The organism is Streptomyces termitum (assembly GCF_014650175.1).
Lineage (GTDB): Bacteria > Actinomycetota > Actinomycetes > Streptomycetales > Streptomycetaceae > Streptomyces > Streptomyces termitum.
Genome location: NZ_BMUL01000008.1, coordinates 303,285 through 326,970, shown reverse-complemented (window position 1 = coordinate 326,970; position 23,686 = coordinate 303,285). Strand labels below are relative to the sequence as shown.

Below are 23,686 nucleotides of genomic sequence, written 5' to 3'. Positions count from 1 at the left end.
CCCGGAGTCCGGGGGAGCCGCCCGCCGCGCGGGCGCCCCGGACCCGGCGCCGCCGCGCGCCCGCCACCGGGCGGGCCGACCCCGCACCGACAGGGAAAGGCACCATCCGAATGACCGCGACGCCCACCGTGCGGGAGGCCCCCTGGCGCTCCCGCAACGGCCTGGACCTGCCCGACCGGGTCCCGCGCGCCGACCGCGAGGAGTGGCGGGCCCGGGGCCTGTGCCCCGACGCCGACCTCTTCACCCTCTTCCGGCGGCACGCCCTGGCCGCCCCCGACCGCGAGGCCCTGGTGGACGAGCGGGGCACGCTCTCCTACCGCGAGCTGTACGCCGAAGTCCTGCGCGTCGCCGGTCTGTTCGCGGAGGCGGGCCTCGGCGCCCGGGACGTGGTCGCGCTCCGGCTGCCCAACGGCCGCCTCGCGGCGGCGGCCGAACTCGCCGTCTACGCCCTCGGCGCGGTCGCCCTGCCCTACCCGCTCGGCGGCGGCGTCCGCGACACCCGCTCGCTGCTGGCCCGCTCCCGGGCCGGCGGAGCCGTCCTCAGCGAACCCGCCGACCTCGAAGCGGCGGCCGGACTCCCGTACCTGCGCGCCGTGTTCACCACCGCCCCCGGCGCGACCGGGGGAGTCCGGCGGATCGGCACCGCCGGGCCCGCCACCGCCTTCCGCCCGGCCGACCCCCCGGCCGAGGCCACCGCCCCGGCCCGCCTCCTGGTCTCCTCCGGCTCCGAGACCGAGCCGAAGATGGTCGCCTACGCCCACCAGGCCATGGCCGGCGGCCGCGCCGCCTACCTGCGGGCCCTCACCGGCCCCCCGGCCGGACCGCCCCGCCTCCTCGTGCTGGTCCCGCTGGCCTCCTCGTACGGCTCCCTGGGCGTCCCGGTCGGGCTCGCCGCGCTCGGCGCGACCCTGATCGTCCGCGAGCGCTTCGACGCCGCCGACGCCCTGCGGGCCGTCGTCCGCCACCGGCCCACCCACCTCTTCGGCGTGCCGACCATGCTGCGCCGGATGGCCGACCTGCCGCGCCTCCCCGGCGAGGACACCTCGTCGCTGCGCGCCGTCGTCTCCAGCGGCGCCGCGCTGCCCGCCTCCACCGCGCTGGCCTGCCGGGAGCGCTTCGGCGTCCCCGTCGTCACCGTGTACGGCTCCTCGGACGGCGTCAACTGCCACACCACCGCCCCCGCCGGGGACCTCGCGGGCACCCCCGACCCGGCCGTGGCCGCCTTCCGGATCGTCCGGCCGGACGGCTCCCCTGCGGCGGTGGGGGAGCCCGGCGAGATCCAGGCCCGGGGGCCGATGAGCCCGCTGTGCTACGTGGCCGCGCCCGAGCTGGACGCCCGCTACCGCACGGCCGGCGGCTGGGTCCGCAGCGGCGACCTCGGCGCGCTCGACGCGGCGGGCCGGCTGCGGGTCCTCGGACGGCTCAAGTCCGTGGTGCTCAGGGGCGGTCACACGATCAGCCCGGCCGAGGTGGAGCAGGAGCTGGGCGCCGATCCCCGGATCGCGGAGGCGGTCTGCGTCCCGGTGCCGGACGAGGAGTTCGGGGAGCGGCTGTGCGCCTGCGTGCGGCCCGTCCCGGGGGCGCCCGCCCCGGACCTGGCAGCCGTCACGGCGGCGCTGGCGGCGCGGGGCCTGGAGCGGCGGAAGTTCCCCGAGTACCTGCTCCTGCTGGACCGGTTGCCGCTGCGCCCCACCGGCAAGGTCTGCCGCCGCACCGCCACCGCCTGGGCCGTGGCGGCCCTGGGCGGGGGCACCGCGCCGGGAGCGACGGTCCGCGTGAACAGAGGGGCAGGAGATTTCACTCATACTGGGTAAGACCGCCAGATATAGCGTCTACGCCTCGAAACGCGTGCAATCCTGGAACTGCAAACGGAATTCGCCATTCAGTTCCCTTCGCGGCAACGGCCCCGGCAGCACCGGCCAGTTACGGAGCACCTCCCTTGCGACGCCACCTCCTCACTCTCGTCCTCGCCTCCGGCGCGGCACTCGGCCTCTTCCAGGCCCCGGCCCACGCCGCCGAGGGGACCGTCACCGTCTTCGAGACGGAAGTGCAGCCCCTGACCGTGTACGAGAACCCGAGGGGCTGTCACAAGCTCCCGCTCGCCGCCCACGTGCTGACCAACGCCACCGACCGGCCGGTGCGGATCTACGGAGACCCGTTCTGCCTCGGCCCGTCCGTGGCGGTCCCGCCCGGCCACGGCTCCCACGTGGCCCCCGGCAGCGGCAGCTTCAGCGCCTGAGGGCCGGACCGGAGGGCAAGGGACACACCGGAGACATGGGGGGACACATGCTCACAGAACTCGCCGTGGTCGGACTCGGCTACGTCGGACTCCCGCTGGCCCGCCGGGCCTGCGAGGCGGGCCTCGCGACCGTCGGCTACGACATCGGCGCCGACGTCGTCGACGGGCTGAACCGGGGGCGCTCGCACATCGAGGACATCACCGACGAGGACATCGGGGCGATGCGCGCCGCGGGCTTCCGCGCCGCCACCGACCCCGCCGTCCTCGCCGGCGCCCACACCGTGGTCGTCTGCGTCCCGACCGGACTCACCCCGGCCGGCGAACCCGACCTCGAACCGCTGATCGCGGCCGTCCGCACGGTCGCCCGCCACCTCGAACCCGGCACCCTGGTCTGCGTCGAGTCCACCAGCCACCCCGGCACCACCGAGGAGATCGTCCGGCCCCTCCTCGAAGCCGGCGGACTGCGGGCCGGCGAGGACTTCCACCTCGCGTACTCCCCCGAACGCATCGACCCCGGCAACCGCCACTACACCCTGCGCACCACCCCCAAGGTCGTCAGCGGCTCCACCCGGCTCTGCGCCAAGCACGCCACCGCCTTCTACGAGCGCCTCGTCGACGAGGTCGTCGTCGCCGCCGGGACCCGGGAGGCGGAGATGGCCAAGCTCCTGGAGAACGCCTACCGGTACGTCAACATCGCCCTGGTCGACGAGATCGCCGTCTACTGCGACCGGGTCGGCATCGACATCTGGGACGTGCTGCGCTGCGCGGACACCAAGCCCTTCGGCTTCTCCGGCTTCCGGCCCGGCCCCGGCGTCGGCGGCCACTGCATCCCCGTCGACCCCCGCTACCTGATGACCCGCGCCGCCGAACAGGGCTTCACCTTCCGCACCCTGGGCGCCGCCCGCGCCGTCCTCGACGCGATGCCCGAGCACGTCGCCGACCGGGCCCGCACCCTGCTCCTCGCGGCCGGCAAGGACCCCGCGCACGCCCGGGTCACCCTGCTCGGCGTCGCCTACAAGGCCGACATCTCCGACACCCGGGAGTCCCCCGCCTACCCCGTGGCCCGCGCGCTCGGCGCGTTCGGCGCCCGGCTCACCTACCACGACCCCTACGTCGGGCGCTTCGAGGTGGACGGCGTCCCCGTCCCCCGGCAGCGCTCGCGCGAACGGGCCCTGACCGACAGCGACCTGGTGGTGCTGCTCCAGGAACACGCCGAGTACCGCTCGGCCGACTGGGACGCCGCCGCCTGCCCCGTCCTCGACACCCGAGGAACGGCGGAGGGCCGCCGCGTGGTGCGGCTCTGACGCCGCGCCACACCCCGCAGACCTCCGGTCCGGGGCGCCGCGAACGCGCCCCGGACCGCGGGACAGGCCGCACGGACGACCGTCCGGACGGCACCGTACACACCAAGGAGAACATCTCATGACGATGGCAGTCGGCAACGTCGCCCAGGAGCGTCTGTCGAAGCGTTTCGACAAGTGGGACGCGAACGGCGACGGCGTGCTGGAGCCCTCGGACTTCGTCACCGAGGCCGCCAACATCGCCCGCGCCTTCGGCGAGACCCCGGACTCGGCGAAGGGCGAGCAGCTGCGCGACGGCTTCACCGCCATGTTCCAGCACCTCGCCGCCAAGGCGGGCGTCGGCGCCCAGGGCCCGCTCGACCGCGCCCAGTTCCTCCGGGCCGCCGGTGAGGTCGTCGAGGGCGGCGCCGCCACCTTCAACCCGGTCCTCGGCCCGGTCACCCGCGGCATCGTCGCCCTCGCCGACAAGAACGGCGACGGGGTCATCGACGACGCCGAGTTCGCCACCTGGCTGAACGCCATCGGCCTCGGCGAGGAGGAGGGCCGCGCCGCCTTCCAGCAGATCGACACCGACAAGAGCGGCACGCTCTCCGAGGACGAGCTGCTGGACGCGGTGCGCCGCTTCCACACCGGTGAGCTCGACGTCGAGCTGCTGGGCTGACACGCCCCACCCCCGCTGAACGCGGCCGGCCGGCACCCCCTCGGGGACGCCGGCCGGCCGTTCGCGTACACGCCCCCGGCGGGGGCCTCGGCGCGCGGGCCCTCAGCGCGCGGGCGCGAAGAGCACCGGGACCTCCGGGGCGAGCCCCAGGGAGCCGCCGGTCAGCAACCGGTCCGCGTGGATCAGGATGTTGTAGTGGTTGGGCAGATGGCAGCCGTCGAAGCCGAGCACGCGGCCGACCGGCTCGCCGCCGATCAGCACCGCGTCCCCCCGGTCCAGGACGCCGCCCTCCGCCAGCTCCACGAAGCCGAGGAACCCGACCCGGTCCACCCGGGCGCCCGGCAGGTCCGTCCACCGGTCGGTCGTCACCAGCTCGTGCACCTCGCCCCGGCGGACGCAGCGGGCCGCGAACGGCTCCAGGACCATGCCCCGGTCCGTCCGCTCGTGCAGCAGCACCTTGACGAGGGCCCCGCGCACCGCGCGCTTGGCGCCGTTCTCGTGCAGCCCGGAGTCCAGGGAGGGCGGGGCGGCGGGGGCGGTGGGGGCGGTGCTCATCGGGACTCCGGTCGGGAGGCGGACAGGGAGGTGCGGGGTGCCGGGAGCGGGGAGGCGGCCTCCGCGGCGTAGACGTCGGCGACCAGGTCGAGCGCGGCCAGGCCGCCCTCGACCGCCCGGGACGGGTCGGGCAGCGACCGCAGCCCGGCCAGCTCCCGCAGGACGCCCTCGTACTCGTGCCACAGCGACTCCTTGAAACCGGGCCGCCCGGCCAGCATGTCGGCGGCCAGCTCGGTGCCGTCGCTGAGCCGTACGAGCACGTCCTTGACCTCGCCGGGGTACGACCAGTCCAGCTCCACCCGGCCCCGGCCGCCCGGACCGGCCAGCTCGACCACGGCCTGCCGGTCGGTGCCCGCCGCGTCCCGCACCACCTCCGCGGCGACGACCTCCGACGGGCTCCCGCCCAGCACGAGGCGGACCAGGTCGAAGGCGTTCGGGCCGTTGTCCGCGACGCAGCCGCCGCCGCAGCGGGCCGGGTCCAGGTACCAGGTGTCCGCGCCGATGTGCTCCTCGATCCGCTCCAGGTACCGCACCCGGACGGACTCCACCCGCACCGGCCCGCCCGGTGGCGGCAGCCGGCGCAGCAGGTCGAGGACCCGGTCGTTGTGGCGGCGGTGGAAGGCGGTGAGGAGGGGCACGCCGTGCTCCCGGGACAGCGCGGCCAGCCGCCGCCCGTCCGCCGGGTCCAGTGCGAGCGGCTTCTCCACGCACACCGGCACCCCGGCCCGCAGCGCGTCCGCGCACACCTCGGCGTGCGCGTGGTTGGGCACCGCCACCACCAGGGCGTCCAGCCCCCCGGCGGCGAGGAGTTCGCGGTGGTCCACGTGGCAGGGGACCCGGCCCCGGTGCGGGGCGAGGGCCTCCTCGCGCAGGTCGCAGACCCCGGCCAGCCGCCACTCGGGGAGCCGTTCGGCGGCGGCCAGGTAGAAGCGGGAGATCACTCCGAGCCCGGCGATCCCGAGCCGGAGCGGGGCGCCGGGGGGCGACGCCGGGCCGACCCGGGGCCGGTCGGACGGGGCGGGGCCGGGAGGGGCCGGCGCGGGCCCGGCGGCGGGGGACGGGGCGGGAGCGGGCGGGGTCATCGGGCCTCCTCGGGGAGGGGCGGGAGGCGCAGGCCGAGGGCGGTCAGCTCGGCGTGGAGCGCGGCGGACAGCGGCACGCCCGAGGCGCGCCGCCGCTCGGCGCGCTCCGCCTCCGGGTGCCCGGGATAGCGCACCGGGTCCGCGCCCGGCAGCGGCGGGCAGTCGAGCACCGTGCCGAACACCCCCCGGGCGTCGTCCTCGTAGCCGTCGCGCAGCGCGTCCGGGGCGATCGCCAGGACGAGGAAGCCGATGTCGTCGTCGCGCCCGCCGGGCCGGCCGTCCCCGTCGAGGGCCGCCGGTACCGGACCGGTGCCCGCCCCCGGCAGCACGGCCGCCAGCAGCTCCACCGCGAGGCCCAGGCCGAAGCCCTTGAAGGCGCCGGTCGCGGGGGTGCCGCCGAGCCAGCCCAGCCACGCCTCGCCCCGGTCGTAGGCGGCGGCGTCCGAGACCGGCCGCCCGGCGTCGTCGGTGAGCCACCCCTCGGGCGCCTCCCGCCCGTCGCGGGCCGCGGTGCGGATCCGGCCGGTGGGGACGACGGTGGTGCTCATGTCCAGGACGAAGGGCCGTCCCTCCACCGCCGGGGCGGCCACGCTCAGCGGGTTGGTGCCCAGCAGGGCGGCGGCCCCGAGCGGCGGGCGGGCGATGCGCTGGCCGCCGCAGTTGGAGGCCACCACGCCGATCATGCCCCGGTCGGCGGCCCGCCGGGCGTGGACGCCCGCGCAGCCGAAGTGGGTGGCGCCCCGCACCGACACGAGCCCGACGCCGCAGCGGGCGGCGCGCTCCGCCGCCAGGTCCATCGCCTCCGACGCGGCCCACAGGCCCAGCGCCCGCCGGTGGTCCAGGAGCACGCAGGCGCCCAGGTCGCGCAGGACGAGCGGTTCGGCGGCCGGGTCGGCGCGGCCGGAGGCGAGCAGCGGCCGGTAGAGGCGGTCCAGGTTGAACACGCCGTGCGAGTCCATGCCGGTCAGGTCGCCGTAGCAGAGCGCCTCGGCGGCGAGCCGGGCCCGCTCCTCGGGGACCCCCAGCCGGGCGAAGAAGGCGGCGGTCTCGCCGAGCAGCGCCTCGTACCGGACCGTCACCTCCCGCCCCTCGCCGGGCGCCGGTCCGGCGCTCCGGTGGGTGGCGCCGTCGGGCAGCGTGGACGTCATGGGGTTCCTGCTTTCTCGGTCGGTTCCGGTACGGGGCGGTCCGCCGCGCCGGACCGGACGTCGGCGGCGAAGGCGGTGAGCAGCGCGGCCACCCGCTCCGCGAACGCCTCCAGGTCGGCGCGGTCGACGAACTCGCCCGCCGCGTGGGCGTGGTTGGCGTCCAGCGAGCCGGGGCCGAACACCGTGGTGAAGGTGTCCGGCACGCCGTCCAGCCAGAGCGCGTCACAGGTGAAGGCCGGCTCCCCGTCCGGTCGGCGCCCGATCCCCGCGCGGGCCAACAGGGCGTCGCCCCAGGCGGGTTGGGAGCCGAGCGCGGGCAGGCCGCGCTTCTCCCAGACCAGCCGGGTGATCCGGGCCGCGTCGGCGGCGGTCCGCGCGAAGGCCGGCAGGCCGGCGAAGCGGGCGGTGAACTCCCGCAGCCCCGCCGCGAAGGCGCGGGTCAGCGCCCGCTCGGCGGCGGCGCCCGAAGCGGCGTCGGCGTAGGGGAGGTTGAGCAGCAGACGGCCGGTGCCGTGCACCTTGTTGTGCAGGGTCCCGGTGTGCAGGCCCGCCACGCAGACCGGAATCCGCGCGCCGTCAAGGGCGGCGGCGAGGTGCTGGGCGAGGAAGCCGAGGAGCACGGTGGCGTTGTGTCCCGCCTCCGGCCGGTCGTCGATCGCGTCCTCGCCGTCCACCGTGATCAGGGCGGTGGCGGCGGCGGTCGCGCGCGGCAGGTGGCGCAGCCCGGTCGGCTCGCAGAAGACGTTGACCCGGCCCACGTGTCCGGCCGCCACCAGCGGCCGGGTGCCGAAGGTGCCGAGCGCGCCGCCCTCCTCGCCCGCCACCGCCTGCACCAGGACCGCGACGTCCCGGCCGACCGACGGGTCGGCGCGGGCGGCGGCGGCGATCCCGGCGAGCAGCGCCACCGCGGGGCCCTTGGCGTCCACCGCGCCCCGGCCGGTGAACCGTACCCCGTCGTACGCGGGGGGCTCGCCGCCCGCGACGGTGTCCAGGTGCACGTTGAACATCACCGTGCGCTCCCGGGGCAGCGCGGGCCCGAGCCGCAGCAGCAGGCTCGGCTGGTCCGCCAGGAAGGACGGGTCGGCGGCGATCGCGCGCCGCACCGGCCCGGGGACGTCCCCGCCCAGCACCGCGCCGGGCTCCGGGGCGGCCAGTGAGACGGTGGTGAGGCCGAGCCGGGCCGCCGCCGTCGCGTAGGAGCGCAGGGCGGCGGTCAGCAGGTGCGGCGCGCCCGGCCCGGTCTCCAGGGGTCCCGCGGTGGGCGTGTGCAGCAGGTGCAGCAGCAGCCCGGCGTCCACGGCGGGCGGGCCCGGGGGAGCGGGGGCGGGGGAGGGCGCGGCGGCCGGGACGGGCAGGACGGCCAGGCGGCGGGCGGCCCGGACGAAGGGGCCGGTGGTGTCGGCGTCCGAGCCGTCCCGGCCCTCGTGCGGGACGACCGCGAGGTGGGGTTCGAGGGAGTACGCCCCCCGGTAGCCGTGCTCCTCCAGGAGGCGCACGCAGTCGGCGACCCGGGCGACGCCCTCGCCGGGCAGCGTGTAGACGGCCTCGCCGGGCCGCGCCCCGGGCCGCGCGTCCTTGATGTGCACGTGGGCGACGTGCGGGAGCAGCCGCTCCAGGAGGGCGTGGCCGTCGTAGCCGTACGGCACCCCGTTGCCGGTGTCGAAGAGGACGCGCAGGGCCGGGCTGTCCACCTCGGCCAGCATCCGCAGGGTCCGGCCGGCGTCGGCGCCCGCCCAGCCCGCGCAGTTCTCGTGGAGCAGTTCGACGCCGAGCTCCTCGGCGCGGCGGGCGAGCCGCCGCATCCGGTCGACGGCCCTGGCCCCCCACTCCGCCTCGGGCAGCCCGCCGTCGGTCCACGACATGACGCGCAGGCTGCGGCAGCCCAGCACCCGGCCGTGCGCGGCGAGCCGCTCCAGCTCCTCCAGGTCGGCCTCGAAGGGGCCGGTGACCGGGCGGGCCCAGTTCCCGATCCGGGAGCCGAGGCAGACCGTGCCGAGGCCCGCCGCGTGCAGCCGGGCGGCGGCCTCCCGTACGGCCGGGGCGGGCAGGTCGGCCAGGGCCGTACCGTCGACGCTGCGCAACTCCAGTGCGGACCAGCCCAGTTCGCGGGCGACGGCGATCTGGCCGGCCAGGTCGGGGGCGGCCTCGTCGCCGATGCCGGTGATCCGGCCGGTCAGGTCAGCGTGCCGCGCCACGGAGGGCCTCCTCGTCCGCGCAGTGCCGCTTGGCCGCGTCGAGGAGCCGGACCGCCTCGGCGTGCAGGGCGAACTCCTCCTCCCAGGACGGGTCGTCGGCCGCGACCTCGGCGAAGCGGGTGTAGGCGCGGTGCAGGAACGCGGCCAGCGCGTCGTCCCGGAACACCTCGCGCCGCCCGCCGACGTCGAGCTGGACGTGGTCGTCGGCGTCGCTCGGCGCGAAGTGGCCGACGGCGCGGCCGTGTTCGAAGTCGAGGGCGACCCGGCGCTCCCGGACGGGCGCGGTGAGGTCGGAGACGATCCGGGTCCGCACCCCGTTCGCGTGCCGCAGCTCCAGCAGGGCGGAGCCCAGACCGGGGCGGACCGAGGTGCCGACCCGCAGATCGGTCAGCCGGGCGGCGGTCGGTTCGGCCGGACCCGCCAGCGACAGGACCAGGCCCAGCGAGTGCGGCAGTTCCACGTCGAAGGCGGTGGGGTGCCCGTCGTCGGCCCGCAGCGAGCGGGCGAAGCGCGGTTTGTGCTGGGCGACGTCGACGGCCAGCAGCCGCCCCAGCTCGCCGGAGGCGATCAGCGCGCGCAGCCGGTCGGCGAGGCCGGAGGCGGGCCAGTGCGCCACCACCGCCAGGCGCAGCCGGTGGCGGTCCCGCAGCTCCGCCGCGGCCGCCAGCTCCCCGGCGTCGGCGGCCAGCGGCTTCTCCACGATCAGATCGCGGTAGCCGGCGGCGCACAGCGCGGCGAGGACGGCGGTCCGGCCGGCCGGCGGGGTGCAGACGTGGACGACGGCGCGGTCGGGCGGCAGCAGTTCCCTGGCCCGCTCCAGGGACGGGGTCACGGTGACCCCGTCGGGCACCGGGGCGCGCTCCCCGGGCCGGGGGTCGACGGCGACGACCGGGCCCCGCCACAGGTCCGGCGCGCGGCCGAGGGCGGTGCGCAGGGCCCGCAGGTGCAGCCCGGCCCCGGAGCGGCCCAGTCCGACGATCAGGGGCTGTCTCATACGGTTGTTCCATTCGGTGATGCGGGCGGGGTGCCGTCGAGAAATCTCGCGGCCCCGCGCGACACCGGTCAAGAAGATCGGAGACGCCGTCACTGAAAAGTATGAATTTCCTTTGAGGGTTTGGGGCTTCATTCTCGGTGCTGTTACGTTCACCGGGCAGACTTCCAGGGGGCGAGCGTCCGTTCGCCCGTCGCCTCTCCTCGGGCCGTGGTCACGGCCCCAGTTGACGTCGGCGCACCGCCGGCCGAGAAGAATTGTTTCCGCGTGACGCCATCGAGCATTCCCTTTTTCTCCCAGGCGAAGACCTTCGAAAAGATCTGGCCGGAGCTCCGGGCCGGAGTGGACGAGATTTTCGCCGACGGCAAGTTCTCGCATTCCCGCCAGGTGGGCCTTCTGGAGAAAGCCCTCGCGCGCTATACCGGGGCCCGTCACGTCATCGGGGTCAACAGCGGGACCGACGCCCTCGTCCTCCTCCTGAAGGCGGCCGGACTGCGCCCCGGCGACCGGGTCCTCGTCCCCGCGTACTCCTTCGTCGCCACCGCCAGCTCCGTCGTCCTGGCCGGCGGCCGGCCCGTCTTCACCGACGTCGACCCCGACACGTACGCCATGCGCCCCGAGCTGATCACCGACGAGGCCGCCGACGGCGCCCGCTTCCTGCTGCCCGTGCACCTCTTCTGCCGGATGGCCGACATGGCGGCCCTCTCCTCCTGCGCCGCCGACCGGGGCCTGACCCTCCTGGAGGACAGCGCCGAGGGCATCGGCATGCGCCAGGACGGCGTCCACGCCGGACTCCACGGCCGCGGCGGCGTCCTCTCCTTCTTCCCCAGCAAGACCCTCGGCGCCCTCGGCGACGCCGGAGCCGTCCTCACCGACGACCCCGACCTCGCCGACCACGTCGCCGCCCTGCGCCACCACGGCCGCACCGGACGCACCCTCGCCCACTTCCCCGGCATCTCCAACGAGACGGTGCACCCCGGGCACAACAGCAAGATGGACGACCTCCAGGCCGCCGTCCTGCTCGCCAAGCTCACCGTCCTCGACGAGGGCATCCGCCACCGCGCCGTCCTCGCCCGCCGCTACGACGAGGGCCTGCGCGACGTCCCCGGCGTCACCCGGCTTCCCGCGCTCACCGGCGGCCCCGACGAGGTCTTCTACGTCTACCTGATCGAGACCGACCGCCGCGACGAACTCGCCGCCCACCTCCAGGACCGGGGCATCGGCACCGAGACCTACTACCCCCGCCCGCTCCACCTCCAGCCCTGCTTCGCCGGACTCGGCCACCGGCCCGGCGACTTCCCCGCCGCCGAGGCCGCCTCCCGCCGCGCCCTCGCCCTGCCGCTCCACTCCGATCTCACCGAGGACGAGGTCGCCCGCGTCTGCGCGGCCGTCCGCGCCTTCCACACCGGGGAGACCTCCGCATGACCACCACCAGCGACACCGCGACGGCGACCGCCGGGGACCGCGCCGACCGGGTCCCCTTCTTCCCGCCCGACCTCTTCCACGAGGACCGCGAGGTCCTCCTGCGGCTGCTGTACGAGATCGGCACCGGCGCCGACCAGAAGTTCATCCTCGGCGACCGCACCCGCCGCTTCGAGGACGCCCTGCGCGAGCGGCTCGGCGCCGCCGACGCCGTCGCCTGCTCCAGCGGCACCTCCGCCCTCCACCTCGTCCTCACCGCCCTCGGCATCGGCCCCGGCGACGAGGTCGTCGTCCCCGCCCTCGGCTGCGCCCCGCTCGCCGCCGCCGTCCTGCACACCGGCGCCGTCCCCGTCTTCGGCGACGTCGACCCGGCCACCCTCACCCTCGACCCCGCCGACGCCGAGACCCGGATCACCCCGCGGACCAAGGCCCTGATGCCGGCCCACATGTTCTCCGTCATGGCCGACATGCCCCGCTTCACCGCCCTCGCCGCCGCCCGGGGCCTCCGCCTCGTCGAGGACTCCGCCGTCGCCCAGGGCGCCGTCCTCGACGGCACCCCCGCCGGACTGTGGGGCGACGCCGGGCTCTACTCCTTCGTCCAGGTCAAGTCCTTCGGCATGCCCGGCGAGGGCGGCCTCGTCGTCACCCGCGACGAGGAGACCGGCCGCCGCGTCCGGATGCTCCGCAACCACGGCCAGGACGGCGTCCAGCGCGGCCTGCACCACACCATCGGCGTCAACAGCCGCTTCGACGAGATCCAGGCCGCCTTCCAGCTCCACCGGCTCCCCGGCCTCGACGCCCGCCTCGCCCGCCGGGCCGAGATCGCCGCCCACTACACCGAGCACCTCACCGGACTGCCCGGCCTCACCACCCCGCCCCCCGGCACCGAGGGCCGCTGCCACTACGTCTACACCCTGCTCGCCGACGACCGCGACGCCCTGCGCGACCACCTCTCCGCCGTCGGCGTCGACACCCACGTCTACTACCCGCGCACCCTGCCCGAGCAGACCGCCTTCACCCCCTTCGCCACCCCCGGCGCCGACTGGCCGCACGCCCGGGACGCCGCCCGCCGACAGCTCTCCCTGCCCGTCCACCACCGGCTCACCGACGCCCAGGTCGAGCACGTCACCGCCACCGTCCGCGCCCACGCCCGGCGCGCCCGCCGGTGACCGCACCGCCCCGGACGGACCGCGCCCCCGTCCCCGCACCCACCCCCGCACGGAGCACCCCCGCATGACCCCTGACCTCGACATCGCCGTCGTCGGCGCCGGACTCGCCGGACTCGCCGCCGCCCACGAACTGAGCCGCCGCGGCCACGAGGTGCGCGTCTTCGAGGCCGCCGACGCCCCCGGCGGCCGGATGCGCAGCCTCCACCGCGACGGCTACCTCATCGACACCGGCGCCGAACAGATCTCCGCCCAGGGCTACCGCGCCACCTGGCAGCTCATCCGCCGGGCCGGCCTCACCCCCGACGACGTCCCCCGCATCGGCCGCCCCATGGCCGTCTGGCGCGACGGCCGCCCCCGCAACGGCGTCGGCGAACCCCGCGCCGTCCTCACCGGCGCCGGACTCGCCCCCGCCGCCCGGCCCTCCCTCGCCCGCTTCCTCGGCTGGAGCGGCCGCCACCGCGCCGACCTCGACCACGACCACCCCGAGGCCACCCCGCTCGGCGCCGACACCATCGCCGACGCCGCCCGCCGCTACCACCCCGGCCTCCACGACCACCTCCTCCAGCCGCTCTCCGCCGCCTTCTTCGGCTGGGACACCGCCCGCAGCGCCGCCTCCCCGCTCGTCGGCCTGCTCCTCGCCGTCGGACCCGTCTCCGCCTGGCGCACCTACCGCGGCGGCATGGACCTCCTCACCCGCCGCCTCGCCGCCGCCCTCCCCACCCGCTACGGCCACCGGGTCGACGAGGTCACCGACCACGGCGACCACGCCCGCCTCACCGTCGACGGCGCCGCCCTCACCGCCCGCGCCGTCGTCCTCGCCGTGCCCGCCCCGGTCGCCCTCCGGCTCACCGACGGCGCCGACCCGGACGCCACCGGCTACCCCGCCGCCTCCACGTACCGCCCCATGTACAAGGTCAGCTGCGCCCTCGACCGGCCGCTCGCCCCGCGCGGCGGCGGCTACGCCCTCCTCACCCCCGCCGACGAGGAGCCGCTGCTCTCCTGCCTCATCGCCGACCACCTCAAGTGCCCCGACCGGGCCCCCGCCGGACGCGGCCTGATCAGCCTGCTCGCCGCCCCGTCCCGCATCCCCGACCTGGTCGGGGCGGGTGAGGAGGAGGCCGGACGCCGGCTCGCCGCCGCCGCCGAACGGTACGTCCCCGGCCTGGGCGCGGCCCTCACCGCCACCCACGTCCACCACTGGCCCGAGGCCATGCCCGAACTCACCCCCCGCGCCCTCGCCCTGCGCGGGGCCTTCCTGCGCCGCCCGGCGCGCGCCGTCGAGTACGCCGGGGACTGGGTCGCCGCCCGCCCCTCCAGCGAGGGCGCCGCCCGCTCCGGCGCGCTCGCCGCCGCCCGCGTCCTCGCCCACCTCGCCGCCCCCCGCCGGGGCCGTACCGCCCCGCAGGAGACCACCGCATGACCCCCCACGACCTGGGCGTCCTCTTCGACGAGCTGGCCGACGCCGGCGCCGCCACCCGCTACCACCTCGACCGGCCCCTCGACCTCGCCCCCGGTCTCCCCGGCGCCGGCGCCACCGAGTGGACCGTCCCCGAACTCGCCCTGCTGGTCCGGGAGACCGCCGCCGCCCTCGCCGCCGCCGGAGCGGGCCCCGGCGACCGCGTCGCGATCGTCAAGGCCAACCACTGGGACTACGACCTCCTCGCCTGCGCCGCGATCCGCACCGGCGCCGTCCCCGTCAAGCTCTCCGACCACCTCGCCCCCGAGGCCCTGCGGATCCTCCTGGACCGCTGCGCGCCCCGCGTCCTCGTCACCGACGCCGACGTCCTCACCCGCGACCCGGCCGTCCGCCTCGCCGACACCGCCCGCACCACCGTCGTCCTCGGCCCCGCCGACGGCCTCCCGCCCGGCACCGTCCCCCTCGACGCGCTCCGCGGCCACGCCGACCCCGGCCCGCACCCCCGCCCCGACGACGCCCCCCTGGTCGTCGTCCACACCAGCGGCACCACCGGCGTACCGAAACTGGTCTCCCACACCACCCGCACCCTCATCCACCACCTGGCCCGCTTCGAGACCAGGCCGGTGCCCCGCATCGGCCTGCGCCGCGACGACACCCTCTACAACGCCAGCTCCTACGCCCACGGCCGCACCATCTGCTGGACCGCCGTCGCCCCCGTCCGCGCCCCCCGGCACATCACCCTCGACTCCCGGGGCCGGCCCGAGGCCGCCGACCTGCTGCTGCGCGCCCACCCGCCCACCGTCGTCGAGGCCCTGCCCGCCCGCTACGCGCGCCTCCGGCCGCTCACCCGCGGCCTCGACAACCCCTTCCGGGACGTACGGACCTACATCAGCACCTACGACGCCGTCCACCCGCCCGTCATCCGCTCCTACCTCCAGGCCACCGCCCACCGCCGCCCGCTGTGGATGCAGGGCTGGGGCCAGAGCGAGACCGGACCGCTGACCTTCGCCTTCCACACCCGCCGCTCCGTCGCCCGCGCCGCCGACGGCACCCCCACCACCGTCCGCGACCTCGGCCGGCCCGTCCCCCTGAAGACCCGGCTGCGGGCCGTCGACCCCGCCACCTTCCGCCCGGTGCCCGCCGGCACCCCCGGCCTGATCCTCTGCCGCACCCGGGCCCTCGCCCCCGACTACCCGGGCGAGCGCGAGCGCTGGGAGGCCAAGCGGCACGGCGACTGGTGGAACACCGGCGACATCGGCGTCCTCGCCCGCGACGGCTCCGTCCGCCTCCTCGACCGGGAGGTCGACCACCTCCCCGGCTTCAGCTGCCTGCGTACCGAGGACATCCTGGAGGACCGCCTCCCCGAGGCCCTGGAATGCGTCGTCCTCGCCCGCCCCGACGCCGCCCCGCTGCCCGTCGTCGTCACCGAGGACGGCACCCTCGCCCCGGCCCGCTGGAAGCAGGCCGCCGAAGGACTCCCCGCACTCGACGCGCCCGCCGTCGTCGGCTGGGACGACGTCCCGCGCACCGGCACCGGCAAGGTCCGCCGCGCCGTCCTCCTCGAACGGCTCACCGGCAGCACCGACACCTGCGGCACCGGCCGCTGGACATGACCACGAGCCCGCCCGCCCCCCGGGGCTACGTCTTCGACAACGACAGCCCGCACAGCGCCCGTCACCACGCCTCCCTCGAAGGCGCGCTCGACCCGCTGACCCTCGGCCACCTCCGGGCGGCCGGAGTGCCCCCCGGCGCGCACTGCCTGGAGATCGGCGCCGGCGCGGGCAGCGTCGCGCACGCCCTGCTCCGGCTCACCGGCCCCACCGGCTCCGTCACCGCCACCGACGTCAAGCCCGGCCGCATCCCGCCCGCCCCCGGACTGACCGTCCTCACCCACGACGCCGTCACCGACCCGCTGCCCGAGGGCGCCTACGACCTCGTCGTGGCCCGCCTCGTCCTCCAGCACCTCCCCGAACGCGACGCCGTGCTGCGCAAACTGGTCCGCGCCCTGGTGCCCGGCGGACTCCTCCAGATCGACGAGTTCGACGCCGGGCACGAACCCTGCCTCCTCGCCCCCACCCCCGAGGACGCGCGGCTCTACGAGCGCTTCACCACCGCCAAGACGGCCCTGATGCGCGCCGCCGGAGGCGACCCCACCTGGGGCCGCAAGGTCCCCGCCGCCCTGCGCGCGGCCGGACTGACCGGCCTCAGCGTCCGGCCGCACGTCCTGCTGCGCGCCCCCGGCACGCCCGCCCTCGGCCTCCAGCTGCACCACCTCGCCCACCTCGCGCCCCGGCTGCCCGGGCACGGCTTCACCGCCGCCGAGGTCGACCGGCTCGGCACGCTGATGCGCGACCCCGGCTTCGCCGCCGCGACGGGCGTCCTCTACTCCGCGCAGGGCCGCCGCCCCGCCGCCACCCCCCTCACCACCCCGAGCACCGAGGCGACATGACCGACTCCACCCTCACGACGACCACCGCCCCCGCCGCCCCGCCCACGCCACCGGCCCTCACGGCCGGGGACCGGCTCAGGGTCTACGCGCGCCTCGGCAAACTGGACGTCTACGACTACTACCTGGGCACCTTCATCGCCCTCGCCGCCGTCCTGCCCGCCGCCGGGACCTCCGCCGGACGCGCCGCCGCCCTCTTCGGCGTCTTCCTCGCCGCCCAGGTCCTGCTGCTCATGGCGATGACCGCCTTCGACGACGTCACCGGCTTCCGCGACGGCAGCGACATCACCAACTACGGCCCCGACCACCCGCTGCGCAACGTCCAGCGCAAGCCGCTGGTCGCGGGCACCCTGACGGTGCCCGAGGCGCTCCGCTTCGCCTGGGGCTGCGCCGTCCTCGCCGCCCTGCTGCTCGCCGCGACCGCCGCCCTCGCCCCGCACCGCCCGGCCTGGACCGTGATCGGGCTCGCCGTCCTGTGGGTGGTGACCCTCCAGTACTCGTACGGCGTCAAGCTCAGCTACCACGGCTTCCAGGAGCTGTACCTGGTCGCCCTCGGCTTCGCCCTCGTCATCCTGCCGTACGGCATGGCCACCGGGCAGGCCACCGGCTTCCTGCTGGTCCAGGCCGTCCTCTTCGGCTTCGGCCCGCTCATGTTCGGCGTCTACTCCAACACCAACGACGTGGACGGCGACCGGGCGGTGGGCCGCCCCACCGTCGCCGCCCTGACCTCCGAGCGCGGCAACGCCCGCTTCATCGGCGCGCTCTCCCTGGCCGAGTTCCTGACCATCGCCGCCGCCGGTGCGACGGGAATCGCCCCCTGGTGGTTCGTGCCGCTCATGCTGCCCGCCTCGCTGCTGCGGCTGCGGCAGTACCTGCTCGGCTTTTGGACCGGCGACATCATGCGGGCCCGTCGCACCGGCTTCGCCGTGCACCGGCTCGGCGTCGTCCTGATGATCACGGCCAACCTGCTGCTCGCGTTCACCGGCTGAACCCCGCCCCACCCGTCCCCGCAGCGCCCCCCGGACCCGGCGTCGATCCGCTCGACGCCGGGTCTACGGCACCGGTGATCTGCCGTTGATCGGCCGTAGAGCCGCGCCGTGGAACATCGGCACCAGGACGAGGGACACCGGTCACCCCGGTCGCCTCAGGCGGGCCGCACGGCCGTCCCGACCCCCGGTCCCCGGTAGTTGGCCATCCCACGGAAGGTGGACGAGGCATGGACGGTTCGCAGACGCCGCAGTCGACGACGACGGGCTTCGGAGAGCTGCTGAGGATCCGGCGCGAGCGGGTCGGCCTGACCCAGCAGGTCCTCGCCGACCACGCGACCCTCAGCGTCCGGGCCATCCGCGACATGGAGAGCGGCCGGGTGCAGCGCCCCCGGCAGGAGACCGTCCGGCTGCTCGCCGAGGCACTGCGCCTGGAGGGCCGCGGCCGGTCCGACTTCGAGGCCGCCGCCCGCCGGCCCTTCCCCGCCGGGGAGCCCCGCGACGAGCCGACCGCGCCGCCGGTCGCCCGGGGCGCGATCGTCGGCCGCGAGCTGGAGACCGAGGTGCTGGCCGACGCCTTCGCCGTGCACGGCGACCGGCTGGTCACGGTCGCCGGACTCGGCGGCGTCGGCAAGACCCGGCTGGCCCTGGAGGTCGCCCGCCGCCTCCACCTCGGCTCCCGCTGGTCGGTCCGCTGGCACCGCGGCGGACTCGACCGAAGAACCGACCCGGCCCGCGCCCTCGGCGACCGGCCCACCCTCCTCGTCCTCGACGGCGCCGACGCGGGCGTCGACAGCGTCCTCCTGGACGAACTCTTCCAGCGCTGCCCCGGCCTGCGCGTCCTCATCACCGCCCGGGTCCCGCGCCCCCTCCCCGGCGGCCAGGTCATCCCGCTCGCCCCGCTGCCCACCCCCGGGCCCGAACTCGACCACGACCCGGTGGCCCTGGCCGAGGTGGGCGCCGTCCGGCTGCTCCTCACCCACCTGCGCCGGCTGCGCCCCGGCTACCGCCTCGAACGCGACGAGGCCCCCGCCGTCGCCGCCCTCTGCCGACAGCTCGACGGCCTGCCCGGCGCCCTGGAACTGGTCGCCGGCTGGTCCACCGTCCTCTCCCCGCGCCAGTTCCTCGCCCGGCTCGCCGACGGCCCCTTCCACCTCGGCCCGCCACCCGCCGGATACGGCGGCGGCGACGTGGGCGCGGCGCTCGGCGCCGCCCTGGACCGGCTGACCCTCGGCGAGCGGGACCTGCTCCAGCGGCTCGCCGCCGAGCCCGGCGACTGGTCCGGCGACGACGCCGTGGCGCTCAGCGGCCGCCCGCCCCAGGAGGGCCTGGCCGCGGTCCACTCCCTGCTGGCCGGCGGCCTGATCCGGAGCGTCCCCGCCCGCGACGGCGTCCGCTTCACGGTGCTCAACCTCTGCCGCCGCTTATGCGGTACGGCCTCCGGGCCCGCCGCGCACCGGCAGCTGGCCGCGGCCGGCTGAGCCCCGCCCGCGCGCACCGGCGGGCGCCCCCGCCCGCCGATACTGCCCGCATCCTGCCGGATGAGCTGCCGGTCCGCCGCCGGGAACGTCCCTAGCGTTCTGTCCACGGCCGGGCGGGCCGGGGCCCCGGACACCTCCGGAGGCGCCGCGCGCACCGGACCTCCCACCACCCACCGACACAGGGGTTCGCGCCGTGGAGCAGCATGCCGTGGAGCAGCACGGAGAGACCGGGACGACGGGTCCGGGCGCCGTCGTGACGACGGGACTGGACGTGGTCGTGACGACCGTGGCCTCCGACTCGCACACCTGGAACCTGGTCTTCCTCCAGCTGCTGCTGGAGGAGCTCGGGCACCGGGTCACCAACCTCGGCGCCTGCGTGCCCGACGCGCTCCTGGTCGCCGAGTGCGCCCGTCTGGCTCCCGGCCTGATCGTCGTGAGCAGTGTCAACGGCCATGGCTTCCCCGACGGGCTGCGGGTCGCCGCCGCCCTGCGCGCCCGCCCCGAACTGGCCCGTACGCCCCTGGTCATCGGCGGCAAGCTCGGCATCGAGGGCACCGGCGCGGACGCCCGCCGCCGGGCCCTGCTCGCGGCCGGTTTCGACGGAGTCTTCGAGGAGGGCGGCTCTCCGGGCGCGTTCCCCGCCTTCCTGCGGGCGCTGGCCCCCGGCGGCCGTCCGCCGCTCGACGGCGCCCCGGTGCCCGTGGTCTCGGGGGCCCGGCGATGACCGGCCCGCGCACGGGAGCCGTGGCGCGCGGCGGCTTCGGCGGGTTCGTCGCCCGCGCCCGGGCCGCCGGGACCCTCGTCGTCCAGCCCCGGATGGGCATGGCGGACCCGGCGCGGATGCGGGAGGGACTGCGCGCCGTCCGGGACGCCCGCGCCGTCACCGTCGGCACCCTCACCCTCGACAGCTACACCCGCACCGGCGACCTCGCCGCCGCCCGGCGCGCGCTCGCCGACGGCACCGGTCTGAACGGCTACCCGATCGCCACCCACTCCACCGCCACCACCCGCGCGGTGCTCGGGGGCGTCGCGGACGGCGGCTTCCCGGTGCAGGTGCGGCACGGCTCGCCCGCGCCGGAGCACATCGTCCGCGCGCTCCTCGCGGCCGGGCTCGACGCCACCGAGGGCGGCCCCGTCTCGTACTGCCTCCCCTACAGCCGTACGCCCCTGCGCGAGGCTGTCGAAGCCTGGCGAAAGAGCTGCGAACTCCTGGCCTCCGCCGAGGAGTTCGGTGCCTCGCCGCACCTGGAGACCTTCGGCGGCTGCCTGATGGGCCAGCTCTGCCCGCCCGGTCTGCTCGTCGCGATGAGCGTGCTGGAGGCGCTGTTCTTCCGGCAGCGCGGCCTGCGCGGCATCTCCCTCAGCTACGCCCAGCAGGCCGACCCGCGCCAGGACGAGGAGGCGCTGACCGCCCTCGGCCGGCTGGCCGCCGAGCACCTGCCGGACGTCGACCACCACCTCGTGCTCTACGCCTACATGGGCGTCTTCCCGGCCACCCCCGGCGGGGCCCGGCTGCTCCTGGAGGACGCCGCCCGGCTGGCCGTCCGGGCGGGCGCCGCCCGGCTCATCGTCAAGACCACCGCCGAGGCGCACCGCATCCCGACCGTCGCGGAGAACGTCCGGGCCCTGGAGACGGCCGCCGCGGCCGCCGCCGGGGAACACGCCCGTCTCGCGGGCTCCGTGCGCGGGGGAGTCCGGGGCGAGCCGGTGCTCGCCGGGAGCGGCCGCGGCGGCGGGTACGGCGGATCCCTCGGTACGGCCGGGGGCGCACCGGCCGACGGCCGGTCGGGCGGGCTCGTCCGCGCAGGGGGCCTTCCGGCCGGGGCGCTCCGGGTCGAGGACACCGGCATCGAGGCCGAGGCGCGGGCCCTGATCGGGGCCGTGCTCGACCTGGACGCGGACATCGGCCGGGCCCTCGTGCGGGCCTTCGCCGCCGGGTACCTGGACGTGCCCTACTGCCTGCACCCCGACAACGCCGGCCGCACCCGCACCTCGCTCACCCCCGACGGGCGGCTCCTCTGGTCCGACACCGGCTCCCTGCCGATCGCGGCCCCGCGCGGCCCCCGCCCGCCGATCCTCGGCTCGGCCGGGCTGCTCGCCGCCCTCTCCCACGTCCGGCGGAGCTACGACGCCCGCGCCGCCGCCGGACCCCCGACCCGCACGCCCCTCGCCCCCGGCAGGCCCGTACCGCTGCCGTCGCGCACGACGTCCACGCCACGACGAGAGTTGGGACCGACCACACCATGACCACCGACGGGCCCGCGTCCTTCGCGCCGATACCGGAAACCGGCCGCCACCTGGCCTCCGCCACCACCCGCGGCGCCCTGCGGATCCAGGGCCGACTCCTGTCCGCCGCGCGGGAGTTCCTGCGCGACGAGGGCTTCACGGAACTCCTCCCGCCGATCATCGGGCCGGTCACCGACCCCGGTTCGCGCGGGTCGAAGCAGGTGGACGTCGACTTCTACGGCCACCGCTACAAGCTGATGACGAGCGCGATCCTCTACAAGCAGGCGTCGCTCCTCGCCTTCGACAAGATCTTCTGCATCGCCCCGAACGTCCGCCTGGAGCCCCTGGAGACCGCCGGCACCAGCCGCCACCTCGCCGAGTTCCACCAGCTCGACGTGGAGGTGGCGGGCGCGAGCCGGGACGACGCCGTCCGGCTGGTGGAGCGGCTCGTGGTGCACATGGTCGACAGCACGGTCCGCGACCTCCCCAAGGAGTTCGCCGAACTCGGCCGGGACACAGGCGCGTTCGCCGAACTCCTGAAGGGCTCCTTCGGCCGGATGCGGCACGCCGAGGCGGTCGCCGAGCTCCGGGACGCCGGCCACCCGCAGAGCCCCGACGCCGAACTCGACTGGGCGGGCGAGGCGCTGCTCTCCGCCCGCCGCGACCGGCCCTTCTTCGTCACCGACTACCCCAAGGGATCGCGCGGCTTCTACGACCGCGAGCACCCCGAACAGCCCGGCCTGCTGCGGAACTTCGACCTCATCGCGGCCGAGGGGTACGGCGAGCTGTGCAGCGGCAGCCAGCGCACCAACGACTACGCAGAGATCGTCACCCGGATGCGGGAGACCGGCGAGAACCCGCAGAAGTACCGCTGGTACCTCGACCTGGTCCGCGAGGGCGTGCCCGGCAGCGCGGGCTTCGGCATCGGCGTCGAGCGGCTCACCCGCTACGTCGCCGGGCTCGACGCCGTCTGGCAGGCCAGCGCCTTCCCGAAGGTGGCGGGGGTGGTCTCCCCGTGAGCGACCTCTCGGCCCCCGGCTTCCCCGAGGAGGAGGTCAGGCGGCGGGCCCGCACCGGCACCGCCGCCGCCTTCCCGCCGCCGGAGGAGTACGGCACCGTGCTGTTCGGCGCGGACCGGGACCCGCACCGCTGCGGCGGCGACCCGCTCGACGCGCTGCGGATCGTCCCGCCGGTCTTCATGCCCCGGCGGCTCGCCCGGCTCATCGACCTCGGCCGCGAACCCGACTACCGCGACGTCGAACTCACCACCGTCATCGGCGGGTTCACCTCACCCCTGCCGGTGTACGTCTCCGCCCTCGGCTCCACCCGCGCCGCCTCCGGCGACCTCGGCCAGGCCCTCGCCCGGCAGGCGGGCGCCCTCGGCCTGCCCCTGGTGATCGGGGAGAACGTCGTCCCGGTCGAGGGCTACGGGCGGCTCGGCGAGGCCGCCGACCGGGCCCTCCTCGGCCGGCTGCGCGCCTACGCCGACGCGCTGCCCGACGGGCGGGGCGGAATCGCCGTCCAGCAGTCCACCGAGGACGCCGACGCCGAGGTCTGGAACCTGGTCTACAGCGACCCGGCCGCCCTGCCGCTCCTGGAGACCGGGCGGCTCGCCTTCGAGCTGAAGACCGGCCAGGGCGCGAAGCCGGGCCTCGGCGGGATGACCGTCCTGGACGCCGGGGCCGCCGCCCGGCTCGCCGACCGGTACGGCCTCGACGACGTCCTCGGCGGCGGCCGGGTGCTGCGCTCCAGCACCCCCGGCACCTTCACGGCGGAGATCCTGCGCCAGCAGATCCGGCTCATGCGGAACAACTACCCCCGGGCCCGGGTGTGGGTGAAGCTCCATCCCGGCCGGGACGTCGCGGAGGCGGCCCGGGTGGCCGCCGAGGCGGGCGCCGACGCGGTCACCGTGGACGGCGCCGAGGGCGGCACCGGCTGGGCGCCGGGCGCCTTCCCCGCCCAGGTCGGCCTGCCGCTCGCGGAGTGCCTGCGCCGGCTCGCCGCCGCAGGACCGCCGCCCTGCCTGCTTGTCTCCGGCCGGATGTGGGAGGGCGGCCGGGCCGTCAAGGCCCTGGCGCTCGGCGCCCGCGCCGTCGGCCTGGGCCGGGCGGCCCTGCTCGCCGCCGCCGAGGACCCCGAGGACGGCCTGACCCGCCTCGTGGAATGCCTCGCCCTGGAGACGCGCATGCTCGTCAGCGCGCTCGGGAAATACGAGCCGGCCGCGCTCGACCGGGACGACGTATGGTCTCCTGAATTCCCCTGAGACCCGCTTCTTCTCCTTTCGCCGTCCCGAGGGAAATTACTCCCGGGGATTTTTCCGACAGCCCGCCGAGGTGTCTTCGCGCACCTCGGCGGGCTGTGCCTTTC

At 76.6% G+C, this 23,686-nt stretch carries 20 protein-coding genes; 15 read left to right on the top strand and 5 right to left on the bottom strand.

Annotated features, from left to right (window positions below; genetic code table 11):
* Positions 1 to 110: 110 nt before the first annotated feature.
* The 4 genes from IE219_RS17845 to IE219_RS17830 all read left to right on the top strand — a co-directional run bounded on the left by IE219_RS17845 (position 111) and on the right by IE219_RS17830 (position 4,201).
* Positions 111 to 1,814, top strand: a complete 1,704-nt coding sequence (locus IE219_RS17845; protein WP_189978459.1) for a class I adenylate-forming enzyme family protein — start codon at positions 111 to 113, stop codon at positions 1,812 to 1,814.
* A gap of 125 nt (positions 1,815 to 1,939) precedes the next feature.
* Positions 1,940 to 2,239 (top strand): hypothetical protein, encoded by a 300-nt coding sequence (locus IE219_RS17840; protein WP_189978457.1) that lies wholly within the window; start codon positions 1,940 to 1,942, stop codon positions 2,237 to 2,239.
* Positions 2,240 to 2,286: 47 nt separating this feature from the next.
* Positions 2,287 to 3,543, top strand: coding sequence for a nucleotide sugar dehydrogenase (locus tag IE219_RS17835; protein ID WP_189978455.1), 1,257 nt, complete (start codon positions 2,287 to 2,289; stop codon positions 3,541 to 3,543).
* 118 nt (positions 3,544 to 3,661) lie between these two features.
* On the top strand, positions 3,662 to 4,201 hold the full coding sequence (locus IE219_RS17830) for an EF-hand domain-containing protein (protein ID WP_189978453.1): 540 nt from the start codon (positions 3,662 to 3,664) through the stop codon (positions 4,199 to 4,201).
* Positions 4,202 to 4,303: 102 nt separating this feature from the next.
* Here the strand turns inward: IE219_RS17830 and IE219_RS17825 are convergent, their stop codons facing one another.
* Genes IE219_RS17825 through IE219_RS17800 form a run of 5 tightly spaced genes read right to left on the bottom strand, consistent with a single transcriptional unit; the run spans position 4,304 to position 10,175 of the window.
* Positions 4,304 to 4,756, bottom strand: a complete 453-nt coding sequence (locus IE219_RS17825) for a DUF6917 domain-containing protein (RefSeq protein ID WP_189978452.1) — start codon at positions 4,754 to 4,756, stop codon at positions 4,304 to 4,306.
* Positions 4,753 to 5,838 carry a Gfo/Idh/MocA family protein gene (locus IE219_RS17820; protein WP_189978450.1) on the bottom strand — a complete coding sequence of 362 codons (1,086 nt, stop codon included), beginning with the start codon at positions 5,836 to 5,838 and terminating at the stop codon, positions 4,753 to 4,755. Before IE219_RS17820 ends, IE219_RS17825 begins: the two co-directional genes overlap by 4 nt.
* The gene (locus tag IE219_RS17815) at positions 5,835 to 6,986 is read right to left on the bottom strand and encodes an Ldh family oxidoreductase (RefSeq protein ID WP_189978448.1); all 1,152 of its coding nucleotides are present in this window, start codon (positions 6,984 to 6,986) and stop codon (positions 5,835 to 5,837) included. Before IE219_RS17815 ends, IE219_RS17820 begins: the two co-directional genes overlap by 4 nt.
* Positions 6,983 to 9,181 (bottom strand): M20/M25/M40 family metallo-hydrolase, encoded by a 2,199-nt coding sequence (locus tag IE219_RS32430; protein ID WP_308434025.1) that lies wholly within the window; start codon positions 9,179 to 9,181, stop codon positions 6,983 to 6,985. The genes IE219_RS17815 and IE219_RS32430 overlap by 4 nt, the downstream gene beginning before the upstream one ends.
* A complete protein-coding gene (locus IE219_RS17800) occupies positions 9,165 to 10,175 on the bottom strand; it encodes a Gfo/Idh/MocA family oxidoreductase (RefSeq protein ID WP_189978446.1) in 1,011 nt (336 codons plus the stop codon). Before IE219_RS17800 ends, IE219_RS32430 begins: the two co-directional genes overlap by 17 nt.
* Before the next feature lie 339 nt (positions 10,176 to 10,514).
* Here IE219_RS17800 and IE219_RS17795 point away from each other — a divergent pair, with 339 nt between their 5' ends.
* The 11 genes from IE219_RS17795 (at position 10,515) to IE219_RS17745 (ending at position 23,582) form a co-directional block, all read left to right on the top strand.
* The gene (locus tag IE219_RS17795; RefSeq protein ID WP_229849823.1) at positions 10,515 to 11,597 is read left to right on the top strand and encodes a DegT/DnrJ/EryC1/StrS family aminotransferase; all 1,083 of its coding nucleotides are present in this window, start codon (positions 10,515 to 10,517) and stop codon (positions 11,595 to 11,597) included.
* Positions 11,594 to 12,763 carry a DegT/DnrJ/EryC1/StrS family aminotransferase gene (locus tag IE219_RS17790; protein WP_189978444.1) on the top strand — a complete coding sequence of 390 codons (1,170 nt, stop codon included), beginning with the start codon at positions 11,594 to 11,596 and terminating at the stop codon, positions 12,761 to 12,763. The genes IE219_RS17795 and IE219_RS17790 overlap by 4 nt, the downstream gene beginning before the upstream one ends.
* 64 nt (positions 12,764 to 12,827) lie before the next feature.
* On the top strand, positions 12,828 to 14,183 hold the full coding sequence (locus IE219_RS17785; protein ID WP_189978442.1) for a protoporphyrinogen/coproporphyrinogen oxidase: 1,356 nt from the start codon (positions 12,828 to 12,830) through the stop codon (positions 14,181 to 14,183).
* Positions 14,180 to 15,793, top strand: coding sequence for an AMP-binding protein (locus IE219_RS17780; RefSeq protein ID WP_189978440.1), 1,614 nt, complete (start codon positions 14,180 to 14,182; stop codon positions 15,791 to 15,793). Before IE219_RS17785 ends, IE219_RS17780 begins: the two co-directional genes overlap by 4 nt.
* The gene (locus tag IE219_RS17775; RefSeq protein WP_189978439.1) at positions 15,790 to 16,629 is read left to right on the top strand and encodes a class I SAM-dependent methyltransferase; all 840 of its coding nucleotides are present in this window, start codon (positions 15,790 to 15,792) and stop codon (positions 16,627 to 16,629) included. The genes IE219_RS17780 and IE219_RS17775 overlap by 4 nt, the downstream gene beginning before the upstream one ends.
* A complete protein-coding gene (locus IE219_RS17770) occupies positions 16,626 to 17,615 on the top strand; it encodes a UbiA family prenyltransferase (protein ID WP_189978437.1) in 990 nt (329 codons plus the stop codon). Before IE219_RS17775 ends, IE219_RS17770 begins: the two co-directional genes overlap by 4 nt.
* Before the next feature lie 227 nt (positions 17,616 to 17,842).
* Positions 17,843 to 19,093, top strand: coding sequence for a helix-turn-helix domain-containing protein (locus tag IE219_RS17765; RefSeq protein ID WP_189978435.1), 1,251 nt, complete (start codon positions 17,843 to 17,845; stop codon positions 19,091 to 19,093).
* A gap of 193 nt (positions 19,094 to 19,286) precedes the next feature.
* Positions 19,287 to 19,817, top strand: coding sequence for a cobalamin B12-binding domain-containing protein (locus IE219_RS17760; protein WP_373298852.1), 531 nt, complete (start codon positions 19,287 to 19,289; stop codon positions 19,815 to 19,817).
* Entirely contained in the window at positions 19,814 to 21,340 is a 1,527-nt protein-coding gene (locus IE219_RS17755) for a methylaspartate mutase (RefSeq protein ID WP_189978434.1), read from the top strand. Before IE219_RS17760 ends, IE219_RS17755 begins: the two co-directional genes overlap by 4 nt.
* Positions 21,337 to 22,338 (top strand): asparagine synthetase A, encoded by a 1,002-nt coding sequence (locus IE219_RS17750; RefSeq protein WP_189978432.1) that lies wholly within the window; start codon positions 21,337 to 21,339, stop codon positions 22,336 to 22,338. The genes IE219_RS17755 and IE219_RS17750 overlap by 4 nt, the downstream gene beginning before the upstream one ends.
* Positions 22,335 to 23,582 (top strand): glutamate synthase-related protein, encoded by a 1,248-nt coding sequence (locus IE219_RS17745; RefSeq protein WP_189978430.1) that lies wholly within the window; start codon positions 22,335 to 22,337, stop codon positions 23,580 to 23,582. The genes IE219_RS17750 and IE219_RS17745 overlap by 4 nt, the downstream gene beginning before the upstream one ends.
* Positions 23,583 to 23,686 lie beyond the last annotated feature (104 nt).

Excerpts from the sequence above, each read along its gene's own strand:
- IE219_RS17830 (WP_189978453.1), top strand. The coding sequence starts at position 3,662 with ATGACGATGGCAGTCGGCAACGTCGCCCAGGAGCGTCTGTCGAAGCGT.
- IE219_RS17775 (WP_189978439.1), top strand. The coding sequence starts at position 15,790 with ATGACCACGAGCCCGCCCGCCCCCCGGGGCTACGTCTTCGACAACGAC.
- IE219_RS17780 (WP_189978440.1), top strand. The coding sequence starts at position 14,180 with ATGACCCCCCACGACCTGGGCGTCCTCTTCGACGAGCTGGCCGACGCC.
- IE219_RS17845 (WP_189978459.1), top strand. The coding sequence starts at position 111 with ATGACCGCGACGCCCACCGTGCGGGAGGCCCCCTGGCGCTCCCGCAAC.
- IE219_RS17820 (WP_189978450.1), bottom strand. The coding sequence starts at position 5,838 with ATGACCCCGCCCGCTCCCGCCCCGTCCCCCGCCGCCGGGCCCGCGCCG.
- IE219_RS17800 (WP_189978446.1), bottom strand. The coding sequence starts at position 10,175 with ATGAGACAGCCCCTGATCGTCGGACTGGGCCGCTCCGGGGCCGGGCTG.
- IE219_RS17815 (WP_189978448.1), bottom strand. The coding sequence starts at position 6,986 with ATGACGTCCACGCTGCCCGACGGCGCCACCCACCGGAGCGCCGGACCG.
- IE219_RS17790 (WP_189978444.1), top strand. The coding sequence starts at position 11,594 with ATGACCACCACCAGCGACACCGCGACGGCGACCGCCGGGGACCGCGCC.
- IE219_RS17785 (WP_189978442.1), top strand. The coding sequence starts at position 12,828 with ATGACCCCTGACCTCGACATCGCCGTCGTCGGCGCCGGACTCGCCGGA.
- IE219_RS17835 (WP_189978455.1), top strand. The coding sequence starts at position 2,287 with ATGCTCACAGAACTCGCCGTGGTCGGACTCGGCTACGTCGGACTCCCG.
- IE219_RS17755 (WP_189978434.1), top strand. The coding sequence starts at position 19,814 with ATGACCGGCCCGCGCACGGGAGCCGTGGCGCGCGGCGGCTTCGGCGGG.
- IE219_RS17770 (WP_189978437.1), top strand. The coding sequence starts at position 16,626 with ATGACCGACTCCACCCTCACGACGACCACCGCCCCCGCCGCCCCGCCC.
- IE219_RS17750 (WP_189978432.1), top strand. The coding sequence starts at position 21,337 with ATGACCACCGACGGGCCCGCGTCCTTCGCGCCGATACCGGAAACCGGC.
- IE219_RS17825 (WP_189978452.1), bottom strand. The coding sequence starts at position 4,756 with ATGAGCACCGCCCCCACCGCCCCCGCCGCCCCGCCCTCCCTGGACTCC.
- IE219_RS17765 (WP_189978435.1), top strand. The coding sequence starts at position 17,843 with ATGGACGGTTCGCAGACGCCGCAGTCGACGACGACGGGCTTCGGAGAG.